Raw genomic sequence first — 14,086 nt, forward strand, 5'->3', positions numbered from 1 at the left:
GCGGCGCCGCGACGACAGGTGGAGAAGCGCAGTGCCGGCCGCTGCGACGTCGGCGGCGGCCGGCCGGGACGGTCCCGCACCGCCCACGGTGTGGAATGGCAATCAAGATTCTTGGCGATCTGTGGTTCCCGACGAACCACATTTCTCCAAGAATCTTGGAGACGCCCTGTAGGTGGAGGTCTCGCGGCGGTTAAGCCTCCGGGACTCCGGTCCGGAACTCTGGCGGGTCGTGCATCAGGAAGTCCCGGTGACTGATGTTCCAGGCGTACGCGCCGGCCATGCCGAAGACGATGGTGTCGCCGGCCGCGATCCGGCCCGGCGGCGGCAGTTCGGCCGCGTCGGCCACCCGGGCCAGTACGTCCTTCGGGGTGCAGAGCTGCCCGACGATCGTCACCGGCCCGCTCCCGGTGACCGGCCGGGGAAACGGGTACCCCCACTCGGGGCGGGGCAGCACCGAGAACGGCTGGGAGTGCGACTTCGCGGCCGGGGTACGGAGCTGGTGCGTGCCGCCGGTCACCACCACGAACCACTCGGCACCGGAGCGTTTCACGTCCAGCACCTCGACCCGATAACGACCACAGTAGACGGTCATCGCCCGGCCCGGCTCGATCCGCAGTGTCCGGCCCGGATACTCGGCGAGCAGCCGGGCCAGCGCGGCGCCGTACGCCGGCCAGTCGAACCGGGCCGCCGGATCGGTGTAGTCGACCGCCATGCCGCCACCGACGTTCACCTCGCGGGCGTCGAGTTCGGCCACCGCCCACTCGACCACCGTCCGGGCCACGGCGGCGGCACCGGGTGCGCCGAGCCCGCTGCCGAGGTGGGCGTGCACGCCCCGGATCCGGATTCCCGGCAGGTCGAGCCGGGCACAGGCCCGGGCATCTTCCGGCGACATCCCGAACGGGCTGGGCCGACCGCCCATCACGAGTACCGCCTGGCCGACCGGTACCGGCAGGTTGACCCGGAGCAGGACGTCGACGACCGTACCCCGGTCCACGGCCAGCCGAGCGAGCCGACGCAGCTCGGTCGGAGACTCGACGTGAAACCGGCGCACCCCGGCGGCCAGCCCGGCCATCAGCTCCGCATCCGTCTTGCCCGGTCCGCCGAACGCCGCCGGGGGAGTGCCCGGGAAGACCTCGGCCAGGTGCCGCAGCTCGCCGCCGCTGGCCGCCTCGAAACCGTCGACGTGCGGCGCCAGGGTGCGCAGGATCCCCGGATCGGGGTTCGCCTTCATCGCGTAGAGAAGTTCGACCCCGGGCGGCAGCGCGGCCCGGATCGCTGCCGCCGAAGCGTCCAGCCCGGCCAGGTCGTACCAGTAACTCGGCTTGACGTGCTCGGTCACCACGATGCCTTTCGCTCGCGCTGTGGGGCTCGCAACCCCGGCTCACTCCTCGCGCTCACGGGCCTGCCTTTCGTTCGCGCTCACCAGCGCTCTCCGATGGGGTTGGGGAACGGCAGGTAGCCGGCGTTCCGGTCGGCGGCGCGCTGCCAGCGCACCAGCAGGTTGGCCTTGACCGGCAGCGGAACCCCGGACAGCAGGGCACGCAGCCGGGGCGGGTCGCCGAGTTGGCTGGAGGTTTCCCGGACCACCTCGCGCAGCGCCGCCCAGAGTCGCGCCTCGACCCCGGGGTGCGCGTCGGCCAGCGCACCGGCCAGCTCCACCAGGTGGTTGACGAAGAGGCAGTAGCTGACCCGGTTGAACGCCTGCTCGGGGTCGTACCCGATCGGGGCCGGCAGGTGTGCGAGCCAGTCGGCCCGGCGTTCGGTGTCGAGTTTGACGCCCTCCAGGTCGCGCAACAGCATCCGCACCGGCCACCGGTCGGCGTCCAGTACCACCACCACATTTTGCAAGTGGGCCTCGTGCACCACCCCGTGCCGCCACCAGAGTTCGAGCACGGCCGGGACGAGCAGCCGGACGTACGCGTCCCACCAGCCGACCGGATCGGCCACCGCCAGCGGGGCGGCGGCCAGGGCGGCGGCGATCAGCGGGGTCTCGCCCTCGGCCAGGTGCGGGCGCAACCCGCCGCGCAGGATCACCCCGTACGTCTCGTCCAGCCCCGGCAGCTCCACCGTCCGGTACGCCGGCTCGGGCAGCAGCGCCACCCCGGCCGGCAGGGGCAGCTCGGCGAGGAGCCGGGTCAGCGCCACCGCACCGGTCAACTCGTAGCGGGCGTTCTTGCGTACGCAGTTGGTGATCCGGATGTGCAGGCTGGTCTTGACGAAGAGGTCGGCCCGGGGCGCGTAGAGGGTCCGGACACTGGCGGTCGGGCGGAGTACCGCACCGGCGGTGCCGAGGTCGCGCAGCCGGGGGTCGAGCGGCCCGGAGAGCTCGTACTGCCAGGGGTGCACCGGCAGTACGGCGTGCCCGGCCGGCGGTACCGGCGGATCGAGTGCCCCGATCAGCTCGTCGAAGGGTCCCTCCGAGCCGAGCAGTGCCTCCGGTACGGCGATCCAGCGCAGCCGCAGGCTGGTGCGCAGTTCGGGGGCGTACGCGTTCCACGCCTCGACGTCACCGCTGCGCCACTTCGGGGCCGGGTGCCGAGGATGACCGTGCACAAGTGACTGCTCAGAGTCCACATAGGAGTCGATGACCGGGTCGCCGGTCGGGTCCGGGTCGCTGGGCGGGCGCAGCCGGAGTACCCGGTCCAGCGCGTCCCGGCTCGCCACCACCTGCCCGGTGAACTCGTCGTTGCGTACCCCGGTGCGCAGGGTCAGCTCGTCGGCGACCAGGGCGGCGAGCCCGGCCGCGTCAACCGGTGACCAGGCACCGGCGGAGAACCGCTGCACCGGACCCTCGTAGCGGTGCGCCCCCACCTCGGAGACCCGGGCCACCGCACAGCGCAGCAGTACGGCGCTGCGCGGCAGCCGTACCACGGCGTGCCCGTCGGCCAGCGTCGTCTGCCGTTCCGGGCCGGCGACCTCCCGGGCGACGCAGCCGAGCAGCGTGTGCGTGCTGGCGACGTCGGCGGTACGCCGGGACACAGCGGCGGTCATCGACAGCTCCTCGTCGCGACGCGGCCCGCGCCCGACCGCGGTCACCGATCGGACCGCAGGTAGTTGGGGCCGGTACGCAGGTAGTACTTGTTGATGTCGGCACAGCCGGTGCGCTGCTTCGGCAGCAGCGTTCCGGCGGTGAGCATCGCCTTGACCGGCAGCCGGTCGGCGGTCAGGACGCGCTCGGTGAGCAGCCGCCCGGCGGCGGCGGTGTCCCAGCCGGCCGGGCCGTCCGGGGGCGTGCGGGCCGGGGCGGCGGTCCAGCGGTCCCGGGCGGCGCGCAGCCGGTGCCGCAGCGCCGGGCCGGGAGCCGGCACCGGCACGCCCCGCTCGGCCAGGGAGCGCAGCGGCGCGGTCGCGGCCAGGTGCAGGGTGATCGTGGTGAAGACGTCGGCCAGCTCGCCGGGATCCGCCACCCACATCCGCTCGTCCCGCAGCCCGGGCCCGGCGCGCCGGGCCAGCCGGGCGCCGTCGTTGTCCTTGTAGAGCAGCCGGAGGCCGGGGCTGCCCTGGACGGCGGCACCGGGCGGGTCGAGGACGAGGTGGATGTTCTGCTGGTGCGCCTCCAGCGCGATGCCGTGCCGCAGCCACAGGAAGACGTGCCAGTCGACCAACAGGTCCAGATAGGACTCCAGCAGCGGGCGCGGGTCCGGCCCACCCACCCGCTGCGCGACCGTACCGCCGGCCGGGTCCTCGGCGGCCAGCGCGGCGGCCGGTACCGCGACCCGCCCGGCCAGCTCGGCGGTCGGGAAGCGGCGGACCAGGAAGGACCGGACCGGGTCGCCGGCATGGCCGTAGCAGCCCTCGTCGGCGTGCAGGATCCGGCCGGCGAACGCCGGCTCGGCGGCGGCGATCCGGGCCAGCAGCCGGTGCAGTTCCGCGCCGTCGACCAGGGTGCCCGGTGCGATGGTACGGATGTTCCGGGCCCCGAGCGTCGCCGTGGCCAGCGGCAACTTCAGATGCGTGTACGGGTCGGCGAGCAGCGCCACCGTCCGGGTCGACAGGGTCGGCCGGACGAGCACCTCGGGCACGTCGGCGCGGACCGGCAACTGGAGCCGGTCGGCGGTGACCGGATGCACCGGCAGCAGTACGGTCTCCGGCTCACCGGACGGCGGCCACCAGTGCGGCAGCGTGCCGCTGAGGGTCAGCTCGGCGCGGGTCACCGGCAGCCAGCGCAGCGCGAAGGTCGGGGCGTGCTCCGGGGCGTACCCGAGCAGGGCGCCGCGGTCCAGGCCGATCCGGGCCCGGCTGGTCGGATAGACGGGATGATCGGTCCGGGCCGCCAGTACGTCGTCGAGCAGCGCCCCGGCCATCCCGTCCGGGGTCACGGCGCGGGCGGCGAGCAGATCGGCGTGCACCCGGGAGCGGGTCTCGGCGGCGAGCCGGCGGGCGACGAGATCGTCCCGGCATTCGGCCCGGAACGCCTCCCAGCCCGCCTCGGCGTCCGGATCGTCCACCGGGGCGAGAAGATCCAGCAACTCGTCGAGGCGCCGCACCACCCACCCCGTGGCCGGCTCACCGTCGGGCAGCGCCACGGTCTGCGGCGGCTCGGCGTCGGGCAGCGCCGCGACCCCTGTCGGCTCGGCGTCGGGGAGTGCCACGAGTTCGGGGCGGGCGGTGCGCAGGTCGTGCTGGAAGCCGTCGGGTCGGACCGGGAGCCGCAGCCGGGCGCCGGGGATCCGGGTCAGCCACCAGTGCCCGCTGCGGTACCCGTTGCCGGTCAGGCCGAGGTGGTCCTCCCGGAGCAGCGCGTCCAGTACCCGCTGGAAGAGCTGCCGCTCGGCGGCGTCGGCGCCGGCCCCGGTCACCGCACCGCCCGGGAGAGCCGGTGGGCGCCGCCGCCGGGTGCGGCCCGTTGTTCCGATCGCCGTCGCGTGGTCATGCTTCGATCTTCCAACGGTGGGCCGCCCGGAAGTCACGCAGCGCCTCGCGCACCGACTCCGGATCGGGGCCGATCGCGTGCAGCGCGGCCAGGTAGTCCCGGTTCGTGCCGGTCAGCGGCGCGGTCGTCCCGACGGTCCGGAGTGGACGGCAGCCGAGCAGGACCCCGGCCGGCCCGGTCGCGTCCACCGGGCCCGGCGCGGCGACCAGGCGCCCGGAGCGGTCGGCGCAGACCCACTCCACCCGGGCGTACCGGTCCAGCGTCACCGGGTCGGGCAGCGCCGGCAGCGGGTCACCGGCGTGCAGCCGGATGACGTACGCGAAGAGCGGCAGGTCGAGCAGTTCGGCCATCACCAGGTCGACCCGGTCGCCGATCAGCCGGTAGTTGACCTCGACCAGCCGGGCCCGGCCGTCGGCGACGACGAACTCGGTGTGGCAGGCGCCAAAGCCGACGCCGAGCGCGTCGAGTTGGGCGAGCACCTGGGCCAGTACCGGCGCCGGCAGGTCCGGGGCCCAGTCGACGGCCTCCTCGGTGAAGGTCGGCGGCGGCCCGAGGCTGGTCCGCCAGCCGCCGAGCACGGCGGTGCGGGTGCCGTCGCCGAGGGTCTCCAGGGTGTACAGGTCGCCGGTCAGGTATTCCTCGACCAGCAGGTCCTGGCCGGGGCGGCGGGCGCGGATCTCGGCGACCCGGCGGCGCAGCTCGGGCAGACCGTCGACCAGGTAGACGTCCTCGCTGGCCACACCCTCCCGGGGCTTCACCACCGCCGGGAAGGGCACGGTCGCGGCCCGCTCCGCAGCGTCCTGCGGGCCGAGCGCCACCGCGGCCACCCGGTCCAGGCACGCGTCGGCGACGGTACGCCGGGTCAGCCGCTTGTCCTTGCTCCGCAACGTCGCCCGCCAGTCCTTGCCGGGCAGTCCGAGGTATGCGGCGGCGAGCGCGGTGGGGGTCTGTAGGTGGTCGCTGTTGGAGAGCAGCGCGACCGGCGGCTCGCCCCGGTGCACCGCGTCGAGTACGCCCCGCACGTCGCGGACGTCCGCGCCGACCACCTCCGCCCCGGACCGCCGCTCGGTACTCGTCGGCCAGGCGGCGGGCTGGTCGGTCAGGACCGTCACCGGCAGCCCGAGCCGGGCGGCCGCCGGCAGGAAGCCGTCGAGTACCGAGTCGGTCGGGTTGAGCGCGGTCAGGTAGAGCCGCACGGCGTTACTTCGCGGGGTCGACCTGGAAGGTCTGCGCGATGTCGTCGAGGACGAAGTGGGCGCCCTGGACCGAGACCGAGGTCATCCAGAGTTCGTCCTTGACCTCGTACACGTGCTTGGCCTGCACCCCGGCGAGCCGGTTCCACAGCGGGTTGGCCTGGAACCTGTCCCGATAGCTCTCGCCGCCGCTGTAGGTGGTGACGAAGATGTGGTCCGCGTCGGCCAGCTCGATCTGCTCCTCGCTGATCTCGGTGGCGAAGGTCTCCTCGTTCTGCGAGGCGGGGCGCTTCAACCCGGCGTCGGCCAGGATGATGCCGATGAACGACGCCTTTGCCATCAGCCGGGTCGGGCCGTCCACGAACCGGACGACCGAGACGGAGGGGTTGTTCGCCCTGGTGTTGACCTCGTCGCCGATCTTCTTGGCCCGCGCCTCGTACGCGGCCAGCTCCTGCGCGGCCTTGGCCTCCTCGCCGAGCGCCTTGCCGAGCAGGGTGATGTTGTCCTTCCAGATCGGGCCGGTGGTCTTGACGAAGACGGTGGGCGCGATCGCGGAGAGCTTGTCGTAGAGCGCCTCGTGCCGGACGGTCGCCGACACGATCAGGTCCGGCCGGAGCGAGGCGATCAGTTCGAGGTTGGGGTTGTCCAGCGGGCCGATGTCCTTGGTGTCCTTGACCGCGTCGCCGAGGTAGTCCGGGAAGGTCTTCTGGTTGCGATAGCTGGCGATCCCGCCGACCAGCGGCCGGTCGAGCAGGACGACCGCCTCCACCAGGCTGTTGTCCAGGGCCACGATCCGCTGCGGCTTGGCCTTGAGTTCGGTGCTGCCCTTGTCGTGGGTGATGGTCCGGGGGAATCCGGCGTCGGTGGCGGCAGCCCCCTGACCGGTGTCGGACCCGCCCGCCGGCTCCGAGGTGCCGCAGGCCGACAGTCCGACGGCCAGGGTCAGCCCGGTCAGACCGGCGGCGAGCCGGAGGGCTGCACCGCGACCGCGCGCGAATCGACGCATGGAGTGTTCCTTCTTCCTGTTACTAAAGCGTGTAGCTGAAGCTCTTTACTAAGGTAAGGCTCGCCTACTTCGCAGTTAGGTTAGCCTTGCTCACCGCCGAAGGGAAACTGCGAGGCCGGTCACGCCGTCCCGGGTCGCCCCTGGTCACCGTGCTGCCCGGTGCCTCCCACGCCGGTGATCCGGCGTGCACGACCCTCCGGTACGACGATCGGCGTACCGGCCACCGGGCAGGAGATGATCCGGCAGTCGAGGCCGAACACCTCCCGGACCAGTTCCGGCGTCACCACCTCGGTCGGCGGGCCGGCCGCGACGACCCGGCCGGCCCGCATCGCGACCAGGTGGTCGGCGTACCGGCACGCCTGGTTCAGGTCGTGCAGCACCATCACCACCGTGGTGCTGTCCCGCTGGTTCAACTCGGCGACCAGCTCCAGCACCTCCACCTGGTAGGCCAGGTCCAGATAGGTGGTCGGCTCGTCCAGCAGCAGTACCGGGGTGTCCTGGGCCAGCGCCAGCGCGATCCAGACCCGCTGCCGCTGGCCGCCGGAGAGTTCGTCCACGCTCCGCTCGGCCAGCTCGGCGGTACCGGTGGCGGCCAGCGCCGCGTCGACGACCTGCTCGTCGGCCCGGGACCACTGCCGCCACCAGTGCTGGTGCGGGGTACGCCCCCGGGCCACCAGGTCCCGCACGGTGATCCCGTCCGGGGCGATCGGCGACTGCGGCAGCAGCGCCAACCGCTGGGCGAGGTCCCGGTTCGACAGGCTGGCGATCGGGTCACCGTCGAGATAGACCACCCCGGCCGCCGGTGCCAGCAGCCGGGAGAGCGCCCGCAGCGCCGTCGACTTGCCGCAGGCGTTCGGCCCGACCAGCGCGCTGACCTTGCCGGCCGGCAGCTCGATGTCGAGGCTCTCGGCCACGATCCGGTCGCCGTACCCCAGCCGAAGGTCGCTGCCGAGCAGCGCGGTCATCTCGTCCTCCACATGATCGTCGAGCCTCGCCGGTCGCCGCCGCCGGCCGGGGCCGTCCCCGCCGGTCACTCAACCGGCCCGGCCGACCCGGTTCGCCCGGGCCAGCAACCACATCAGGTACGGCGCCCCGACCGCACCGGTGACGACGCCGACCGGCAGCTCGATCGGTGCGAGTACCAGCCGGGCCGCCAGGTCGGCGAGGAGCAGCAGGGCGGCGCCGACGCAGCCGCTGGCCAGCAGTGGCAGGTTCGCGGTGCCGGTGAGCCGGCGGGCGATCTGCGGCGAGGCGAGCGCGACGAAACCGATCGGGCCGGCCGCCGCCGTCGCCACCGCCGCCAGCACCACCGAGGCGAGCAGCAGTACGATCCGGGCCCGGTCCACCGGCAGGCCCAGCGCCCGCGCCGTGTCGTCGCCGTACTGGAGCAACTGGTACGGCCGGACCAGTCCCAGCACCACCGGCACGACCGCGAGCAGGGCCAGCCCGATCCACCAGGCGTGCTCGAAGCCGCGCCCGTTCAGCGAGCCGGTCAACCACACCATCGCCCGGGACGCCTCGTCGATGTCGGCCCGGGCCAGCAGCCAGCTCGTCAGCGCGGTGAGCGCCCCCTGCACGCCGAGGCCGACCAGTACGAACCGGAACCCGGTGATGGTCCCGTCCCGGAACGCCATCCCGTAGCTGATGCTCGCCGCGACCAGCGCACCGAGCAGCGCGCCGAACGGGACACTGACGTACGAGCCGGCACCGGCCGAGGTCACCCCGCCGATCAGCACCGCCGCCACCCCGCCAGTGCTCGCCCCCGCGGTCACGCCGATCAGGTCCGGGCTGGCCAGCGGGTTGCGGGTGACCGCCTGCATCAGCGCGCCGGCCAGCCCGAACGCGCAGCCGACCAGCAGCGCGGTCAGCGCCCGGGGCAGCCGAAGCTCGCGCACGATCAGCATCGCGTCCGCGCCGCCGGTGCCGGTGAGGGCGGCGACGACGTCACCGACCGGAATCGGGAACTCGCCGACCGAGACCGAGGCGACCAGCCCGGCGGCGGCGAGCGCCAGCACCACCAGCAGCACCCCGAGCACCCGGGGACGGACGATCCCACCGAGCCCGGCCAGCTCCCAGCCGACCCGGCCCCGCCGGGGGAGGCGGAGGCTGCGGAGGCTCATCGGGTCTGCTCCCGGAACCTGCCGCGCTTCACCAGCATGATCAGGAAGGGGGCGCCGATCATCGCGGTCACCACCCCGGCCTGCACCTCGCCGGGATGGTCCAGCAGCCGGCCGAGGGTGTCGGCGCCGAGCAGCAGCGCCGCGCCGGCCAGCGCCGATCCGGGCAGCAGCCAGCGCAGGTCCGGACCGGTGAAGGTGCGCACGAGGTGCGGCACGACCAGCCCGACGAAGGTGACCGGGCCGGCGGCGGCCACCGCCGCGCCGGTCAACAGGATCACCCCGACCGCGCCGAGCAGCCGGGTGGTGCCGACCCGCACCCCGAGCGAACCGGCGAGGTCGTCGCCGAGGGCGAGCGCGTTCAGCCTCGGCGTGATGAACGCCACCAGCAGCAGCCCGGCCAGGACGAACGGGCTCAGTTGGCCGGCCAGGTCGCCGTCCCGGCCGGCGAGCGAACCGACCGCCCAGAACCGGTACTGGTCCAGCGTGCGCACGTCCAGCAGCACCAGCGCGTTGGTGAGGCTCATCAGCAGCGCGGTGACCGCCGCGCCGGCGAGGGCGAGCTTGACCGGGGAGGTGCCGCCCCGGCTCGCCGACGCCCGGGCCGCACCGCCGATGGCGTAGACGAGGGCGCCGGCCAGGGCGGCACCGAGGAAGGCGAACCAGACGTACTGGTAGGGCGAGGTCAGGCCGAAGACGCCGATGCTGGTCGCCACCGCCAGCGCGGCCCCGGCCGAGATGCCGAGCAGCCCGGGATCGCCGAGCGGATTGCGGGTGAGTTCCTGGGCCAGCGTGCCGGCCACCCCGAGCGCGATCCCGACCAGCAGGCCGAGCAGCGTACGCGGGAAGCGCAGTTCCGCGACGAGCAGCGCGTCCCCGCTCCGGTCGCCGGTCAGCGCCCGCAACGCCTCGCCCGGCGGTACGTGCTTGGAACCGATCAGCACGCTCGCCAGGCAGGTCAGCGCGACCACGGCGAGCAGCACCAGCACCAACCCGGTACGCCGACCGGCCGTACTCCGGGCTGGTCGCGGTGGCGCCTCGCCCGGTGCTGCCGGGACGCGGAGGGTTAGGGGCACCTAAGTAAGATAAGCCACGCCTAACCAGCAGCTCAGCGGGGCTGCCGGCAGCATGACGGACCCGGGTGGAAATCAGGGCCGGAACGCGTCCCGGGTGTCCCGCGCGGCGTCGACCACGTGGTCACCGGCCTGCTTGACGTTCGCCTCGGTCTGCTCGGTGGCGCCCTCGGCACGCAGCCGGTCGTTGTCGGTCGCCTCGCCGGTCTTCTCCTTGGCCGCTCCGGCGACTTCCTCGATCTTGTGCCGGATCTTGTCTCCCATGCCCATCGTGTCCTCCAGTTTCTCGCCGAGCTGCTCTCCGCACCTCGCCGGCCTATAAATGCCCGGCGGTGTCCCGGCCGAAACAGGGCACGGCGGCGCGGCGAGCAGTTTCCGGCCCGACGCGCTTCCGGCCCGGACGGGCTTCCGGCCCGACGCGCTTCCGGCCCGACGCGCTTCCGGCCAGACGGGCTTCCGGCCGACGCGCGGGGTCTCCGCGTACCGGGCGGTTTCGATAGGCTGCGGGCGACCTGGGGAGGCGTCGATGTCCTGGCCGGACGGTGGACCCTGGGTGGTCGCCACGACCTCGTCGAGCCCGAGTTGGGCCGTGGTCACGGCCGCCCTCTGCGCGGCGTCGACGGCACGACCGGCGGTACTGCGGATCGTCCACGGCGCTTCCGACGCCTCCGGTGCCCCGCCCATACCGTTGCCCGACAGCCTCGCCAGTTGTCTGGAAGTGCGCGCCGGTGCCGCCGACCCGATCGGGGTGGACGACCTCGTCGGGGTCGTCCGGGCGCTCTCCCGTACCCACGGGCTGGTCCTGGTGACCGGGGCACCCGGTCTCGCCGTACCGCTGGGTCGTGCCGGCTGGACCCTCGCGGACCTGGCCTGGGCGCTCGGCGCTCCGGTGGTGCTCGTCGTCGACCCCGGACCCGGTGCGGTCAACCACGCCACGCTGGCCCTCGACGTGCTCGCCGGACGCGACCTCACCGGTACGGTCGTCGCGGTCGGCGACGGTGACCAACTCGCCGGGCTGCCGATCGGCCTGGCCGGCCGGATCCCGGCGGACGCGGCCGACCGGCCAGAGGCGTTCCGGACGGCGGCCCCGGGCTGGCTCGACCCGCTGCTGCACGCCACCCGTCGCCCGGTCCGGACCACCGCCCCGCCGGCACCGCAGGCCGCACCGGTCCCCGCGCCGGTCGACGACCCGGCGGAGTCGGCGGGTGACGGGGCGGCCGTCACCGATGCGGGAGGCGCGGCCGTTCCGGGGGACGAGCGGGGGAGGCCGAACCCCGTCGTGGCGGGACCGGCGGGTCACGGGGCGGTCCGGGTGCCCGCCCGCCGGACCTTCAGCGGCAAGCGGGTGCTGATCGCCCTGCTCCTGACCTTCCTGGCCTCGCTCCTGCTGCTCTGCGGTCTGACCCTGATCGCACCGACCGGTCCGGCGGTCGTCAGCGAATACCGGATCACCGAGCGGCGGGACGTGCCGGACGACCCGGTGCCGAGCGCCCGGCTCCGGATGCCGGTGCAGACCTCGATCCCGACCCCGACCCGGTCGCCGTCCATCGGCGTCTGCTCGCACAACGCCAGCCCGGTGGCCGCGACCGTGCCGGACGCGGCGACCACGGCCCGGGTCGACGCCGCCTGGCTCCGCATCGAACGCTGGCTGGCCCGGCACGCCCCGCGCAGCCGGGCGAGCCTGCGCCCGCCCGCCGCGTCGGCCCGGATCTCCGCGCTCCAGACCCGGATGTCGGTCCCGTTCCCCGCCGACCTGGTCGCCTCGCTGCGCCGGCACGACGGGGCGAACGACTTCGACCTGCCACCCTTCTACCGACCGCTCTCGCTCGACCAGATCGCCGCCGACTGGGCGGTGAACTGCAAGGTCCGCAGCGACATGCCGATGGACGACGACTGGTGGCACCCGTCCTTCGTACCGTTCGCGTCGGCCGGCGACGGCGGGAGCCTGCTGGTCGACCAGCGGCCGGGCGGGCACGGCCGGGTCGGCGAGTTCTATCCCGAGGACGGCACCGGCTTCGACCGCTGGCCGGCGTCGGTCACCGAACTGCTGGCCGGCGTGGCGAGATCACTGGAGACCGGTGAGCCGTACGCCGGGCGCTACCGCCCGACCGTCGACGCCGAGGGCCGGCTCGACTGGACGATCGGATAGCGCCCGGCCGGGCGGCGCTTCCGCCGATCCGTGCAGCGGCATCGGAGAGCGGCCGACGGCAGTCAGGGGCGGGTCGGGTCGGAGCCGTTCGGCTGCGGTGCGGCGGTCAGCAGGTGCCGGGCCACCAGTTCGACGGTCCCGGCGATGGCGACTGCCTCCACGGCGAGCAGCGCGACCAGGATGAGCAGTTGGGTGGCACCCGCCTGCACCGGCCCGGCACCGCCGAGCAGTACCCCGACGAACGCGCCGGGGAGCGTGACGAGGCCGACCGTACGGGTCTGGTCGAGGGCCGGCACCAGGGCCTGGCCGGCCGAGGTACGGCAGACCTCCAGCGCGGCGTCCCGGTCGGTGAAGCCGAGGGCGAGCGCCGCCTCGTACTCGCCGTGCCGGGTGCGCAACTCGTCCAGGGCGCGCCGGCCGGCCAGACTGGTCGCGGTCATCGCGCCCCCGATCAGGATCCCGGCCGTCGGCAGTACGGCCAGCGGGGTCGGCGGGACGGCACCGGTGCCGACGAGCAGGGTCAACGCCGGGGCGACGCCGAGCCCGATGGGAAGGAGGGTGAGCCAGCCGGTGCGTCCACCGGTGACCCGGCGGGCGGAGGTGCCGGCCGCGACCACGTACATCACGAGGACGAAGAGCAGCGTCGACCACCAGAAGCGCAGGACCAGCACGATGATCGCGGAGACCGCCGCGAGCTGGATCGCGGCCCGACCGGAGGCGGTCAGTACCGACCGGCCCGGACCGAGCCGGGCCCAGCCGACGACCCCGGCGCCGAGCAGTGCGAGCGCCGCCAGGACGGCGAAGAAGACCGGCCCGATCTCGATCGAAGTCTGATCCATCCCCGGATTGTGGCCACCGGGGCGGACCGTCGCATCCGGGTGGCCGGGGCGTCGGGTGGCGGTACTACGCCTGGCAGGGGCGGTTGTTGATCGTGCAGGCCGTCGGCTCGCCGTCGATCAGCGCACCGTCGACCCGGAAACGCACCTGCACCGAGCCGCGTGCCGGTACCCGATTCGTCGCCCGGTCCGGGACGAAGGTCCAGGTCGCGCCCTCGCGGCTGGCCTCGGCGCCGTCCACCGCGCCGACGGACTGGGTCGCCCGGGGCAGGGTGATGACCAGCCGCCAGCCGCTGGCCGGACCGGGACCGGGATTGGTGATGGTCACCGAGGCGGTGTAGTTGAGCAGCGTGACGTCCTCGGTGGCGTAGCGGGCGGCCAGCACCGGCGGGGGCGTCGGAGAAGGGGAGGCGGACCGCTCCGGCCTGCTCCGGGGCTCGGCCCGGGGCGGAGTCGGTGCGGGCGGCAGCGGCGAGGACGCGGGCGGGGTCGCGCTGCCGCTGGCGCCGTCCGTCCCGTCCGGGTCCACCTCGATCTCGGCCGACGGCGGCGGCGCCACACCCAGCGGCGCGAACCGGTCCGGCGTCCGGAGCAGCGCGACGACGAAGAACCCGGTGCCGATGACCGCGACCAGCGCCGCGGCGACGATCAGGCTCACCGTCACCCGGTCGCCCCGGCCCACCGGCAGCAGCCGGGCCATCCGGCGGACCAGGGCGCGCAGCGCCGCCACCCCGGCGAGCAGCACGTCGAGGACGGCGACCGGCAGGGTACGCGCCGGACGTTGTCGAACTTTGCGCACGTGACTTCCCTTTCGCTGCACGGGTGGCGACGCCGTGCCG

General features: G+C 74.1%; 12 protein-coding genes. 1 reads left to right on the forward strand and 11 read right to left on the reverse strand.

The window, feature by feature from the left end:
- Positions 1-190: 190 nt before the first annotated feature.
- From C6W10_RS11160 to C6W10_RS11200, 9 genes are all read right to left on the reverse strand, one after another.
- A complete protein-coding gene (locus C6W10_RS11160; RefSeq protein WP_107263853.1) occupies positions 191-1,339 on the reverse strand; it encodes a type III PLP-dependent enzyme in 1,149 nt (382 codons plus the stop codon).
- Between the two features lie 80 nt (positions 1,340-1,419).
- On the reverse strand, positions 1,420-2,991 hold the full coding sequence (locus C6W10_RS11165) for an IucA/IucC family siderophore biosynthesis protein (protein ID WP_107263854.1): 1,572 nt from the start codon (positions 2,989-2,991) through the stop codon (positions 1,420-1,422).
- Between the two features lie 41 nt (positions 2,992-3,032).
- Positions 3,033-4,799, reverse strand: coding sequence for an IucA/IucC family protein (locus tag C6W10_RS11170; RefSeq protein ID WP_107258002.1), 1,767 nt, complete (start codon positions 4,797-4,799; stop codon positions 3,033-3,035).
- Positions 4,800-4,869: 70 nt separating this feature from the next.
- The gene (locus C6W10_RS11175) at positions 4,870-6,069 is read right to left on the reverse strand and encodes an acetyl-CoA carboxylase biotin carboxylase subunit family protein (RefSeq protein ID WP_107258003.1); all 1,200 of its coding nucleotides are present in this window, start codon (positions 6,067-6,069) and stop codon (positions 4,870-4,872) included.
- Between the two features lie 4 nt (positions 6,070-6,073).
- Positions 6,074-7,072, reverse strand: coding sequence for an ABC transporter substrate-binding protein (locus C6W10_RS11180; protein ID WP_107258004.1), 999 nt, complete (start codon positions 7,070-7,072; stop codon positions 6,074-6,076).
- Between the two features lie 119 nt (positions 7,073-7,191).
- The gene (locus tag C6W10_RS11185; RefSeq protein ID WP_107263855.1) at positions 7,192-8,037 is read right to left on the reverse strand and encodes an ABC transporter ATP-binding protein; all 846 of its coding nucleotides are present in this window, start codon (positions 8,035-8,037) and stop codon (positions 7,192-7,194) included.
- Between the two features lie 69 nt (positions 8,038-8,106).
- Positions 8,107-9,192 (reverse strand): iron chelate uptake ABC transporter family permease subunit, encoded by a 1,086-nt coding sequence (locus C6W10_RS11190; RefSeq protein WP_107258005.1) that lies wholly within the window; start codon positions 9,190-9,192, stop codon positions 8,107-8,109.
- A complete protein-coding gene (locus C6W10_RS11195; protein WP_234361701.1) occupies positions 9,189-10,265 on the reverse strand; it encodes an iron ABC transporter permease in 1,077 nt (358 codons plus the stop codon). Before C6W10_RS11195 ends, C6W10_RS11190 begins: the two co-directional genes overlap by 4 nt.
- 72 nt (positions 10,266-10,337) lie before the next feature.
- Entirely contained in the window at positions 10,338-10,532 is a 195-nt protein-coding gene (locus C6W10_RS11200; protein WP_107258006.1) for a CsbD family protein, read from the reverse strand.
- 256 nt (positions 10,533-10,788) lie between these two features.
- Here C6W10_RS11200 and C6W10_RS11205 point away from each other — a divergent pair, with 256 nt between their 5' ends.
- Positions 10,789-12,411: an SMI1/KNR4 family protein gene (locus C6W10_RS11205; RefSeq protein WP_107258007.1), complete on the forward strand. Its 1,623-nt coding sequence runs from the start codon at positions 10,789-10,791 to the stop codon at positions 12,409-12,411.
- Positions 12,412-12,473: 62 nt separating this feature from the next.
- Here the strand turns inward: C6W10_RS11205 and C6W10_RS11210 are convergent, their stop codons facing one another.
- Both C6W10_RS11210 and C6W10_RS11215 read right to left on the reverse strand, forming a co-directional pair.
- Positions 12,474-13,250: an ABC transporter permease gene (locus C6W10_RS11210; protein ID WP_107258008.1), complete on the reverse strand. Its 777-nt coding sequence runs from the start codon at positions 13,248-13,250 to the stop codon at positions 12,474-12,476.
- Positions 13,251-13,314: 64 nt separating this feature from the next.
- Entirely contained in the window at positions 13,315-14,046 is a 732-nt protein-coding gene (locus C6W10_RS11215; protein ID WP_159079323.1) for a cellulose binding domain-containing protein, read from the reverse strand.
- Between the last annotated feature and the right edge of the window lie 40 nt (positions 14,047-14,086).

It is taken from the genome of Plantactinospora sp. BB1 (assembly GCF_003030385.1).
In the GTDB taxonomy this organism is placed as follows: domain Bacteria; phylum Actinomycetota; class Actinomycetes; order Mycobacteriales; family Micromonosporaceae; genus Plantactinospora.

Coding starts and splice junctions, on each gene's coding strand:
- C6W10_RS11165 (WP_107263854.1), bottom strand. CDS start 2,991: ATGACCGCCGCTGTGTCCCGGCGTACCGCCGACGTCGCCAGCACGCAC.
- C6W10_RS11205 (WP_107258007.1), top strand. CDS start 10,789: ATGTCCTGGCCGGACGGTGGACCCTGGGTGGTCGCCACGACCTCGTCG.
- C6W10_RS11190 (WP_107258005.1), bottom strand. CDS start 9,192: ATGAGCCTCCGCAGCCTCCGCCTCCCCCGGCGGGGCCGGGTCGGCTGG.
- C6W10_RS11200 (WP_107258006.1), bottom strand. CDS start 10,532: ATGGGCATGGGAGACAAGATCCGGCACAAGATCGAGGAAGTCGCCGGA.
- C6W10_RS11180 (WP_107258004.1), bottom strand. CDS start 7,072: ATGCGTCGATTCGCGCGCGGTCGCGGTGCAGCCCTCCGGCTCGCCGCC.
- C6W10_RS11185 (WP_107263855.1), bottom strand. CDS start 8,037: ATGACCGCGCTGCTCGGCAGCGACCTTCGGCTGGGGTACGGCGACCGG.
- C6W10_RS11210 (WP_107258008.1), bottom strand. CDS start 13,250: ATGGATCAGACTTCGATCGAGATCGGGCCGGTCTTCTTCGCCGTCCTG.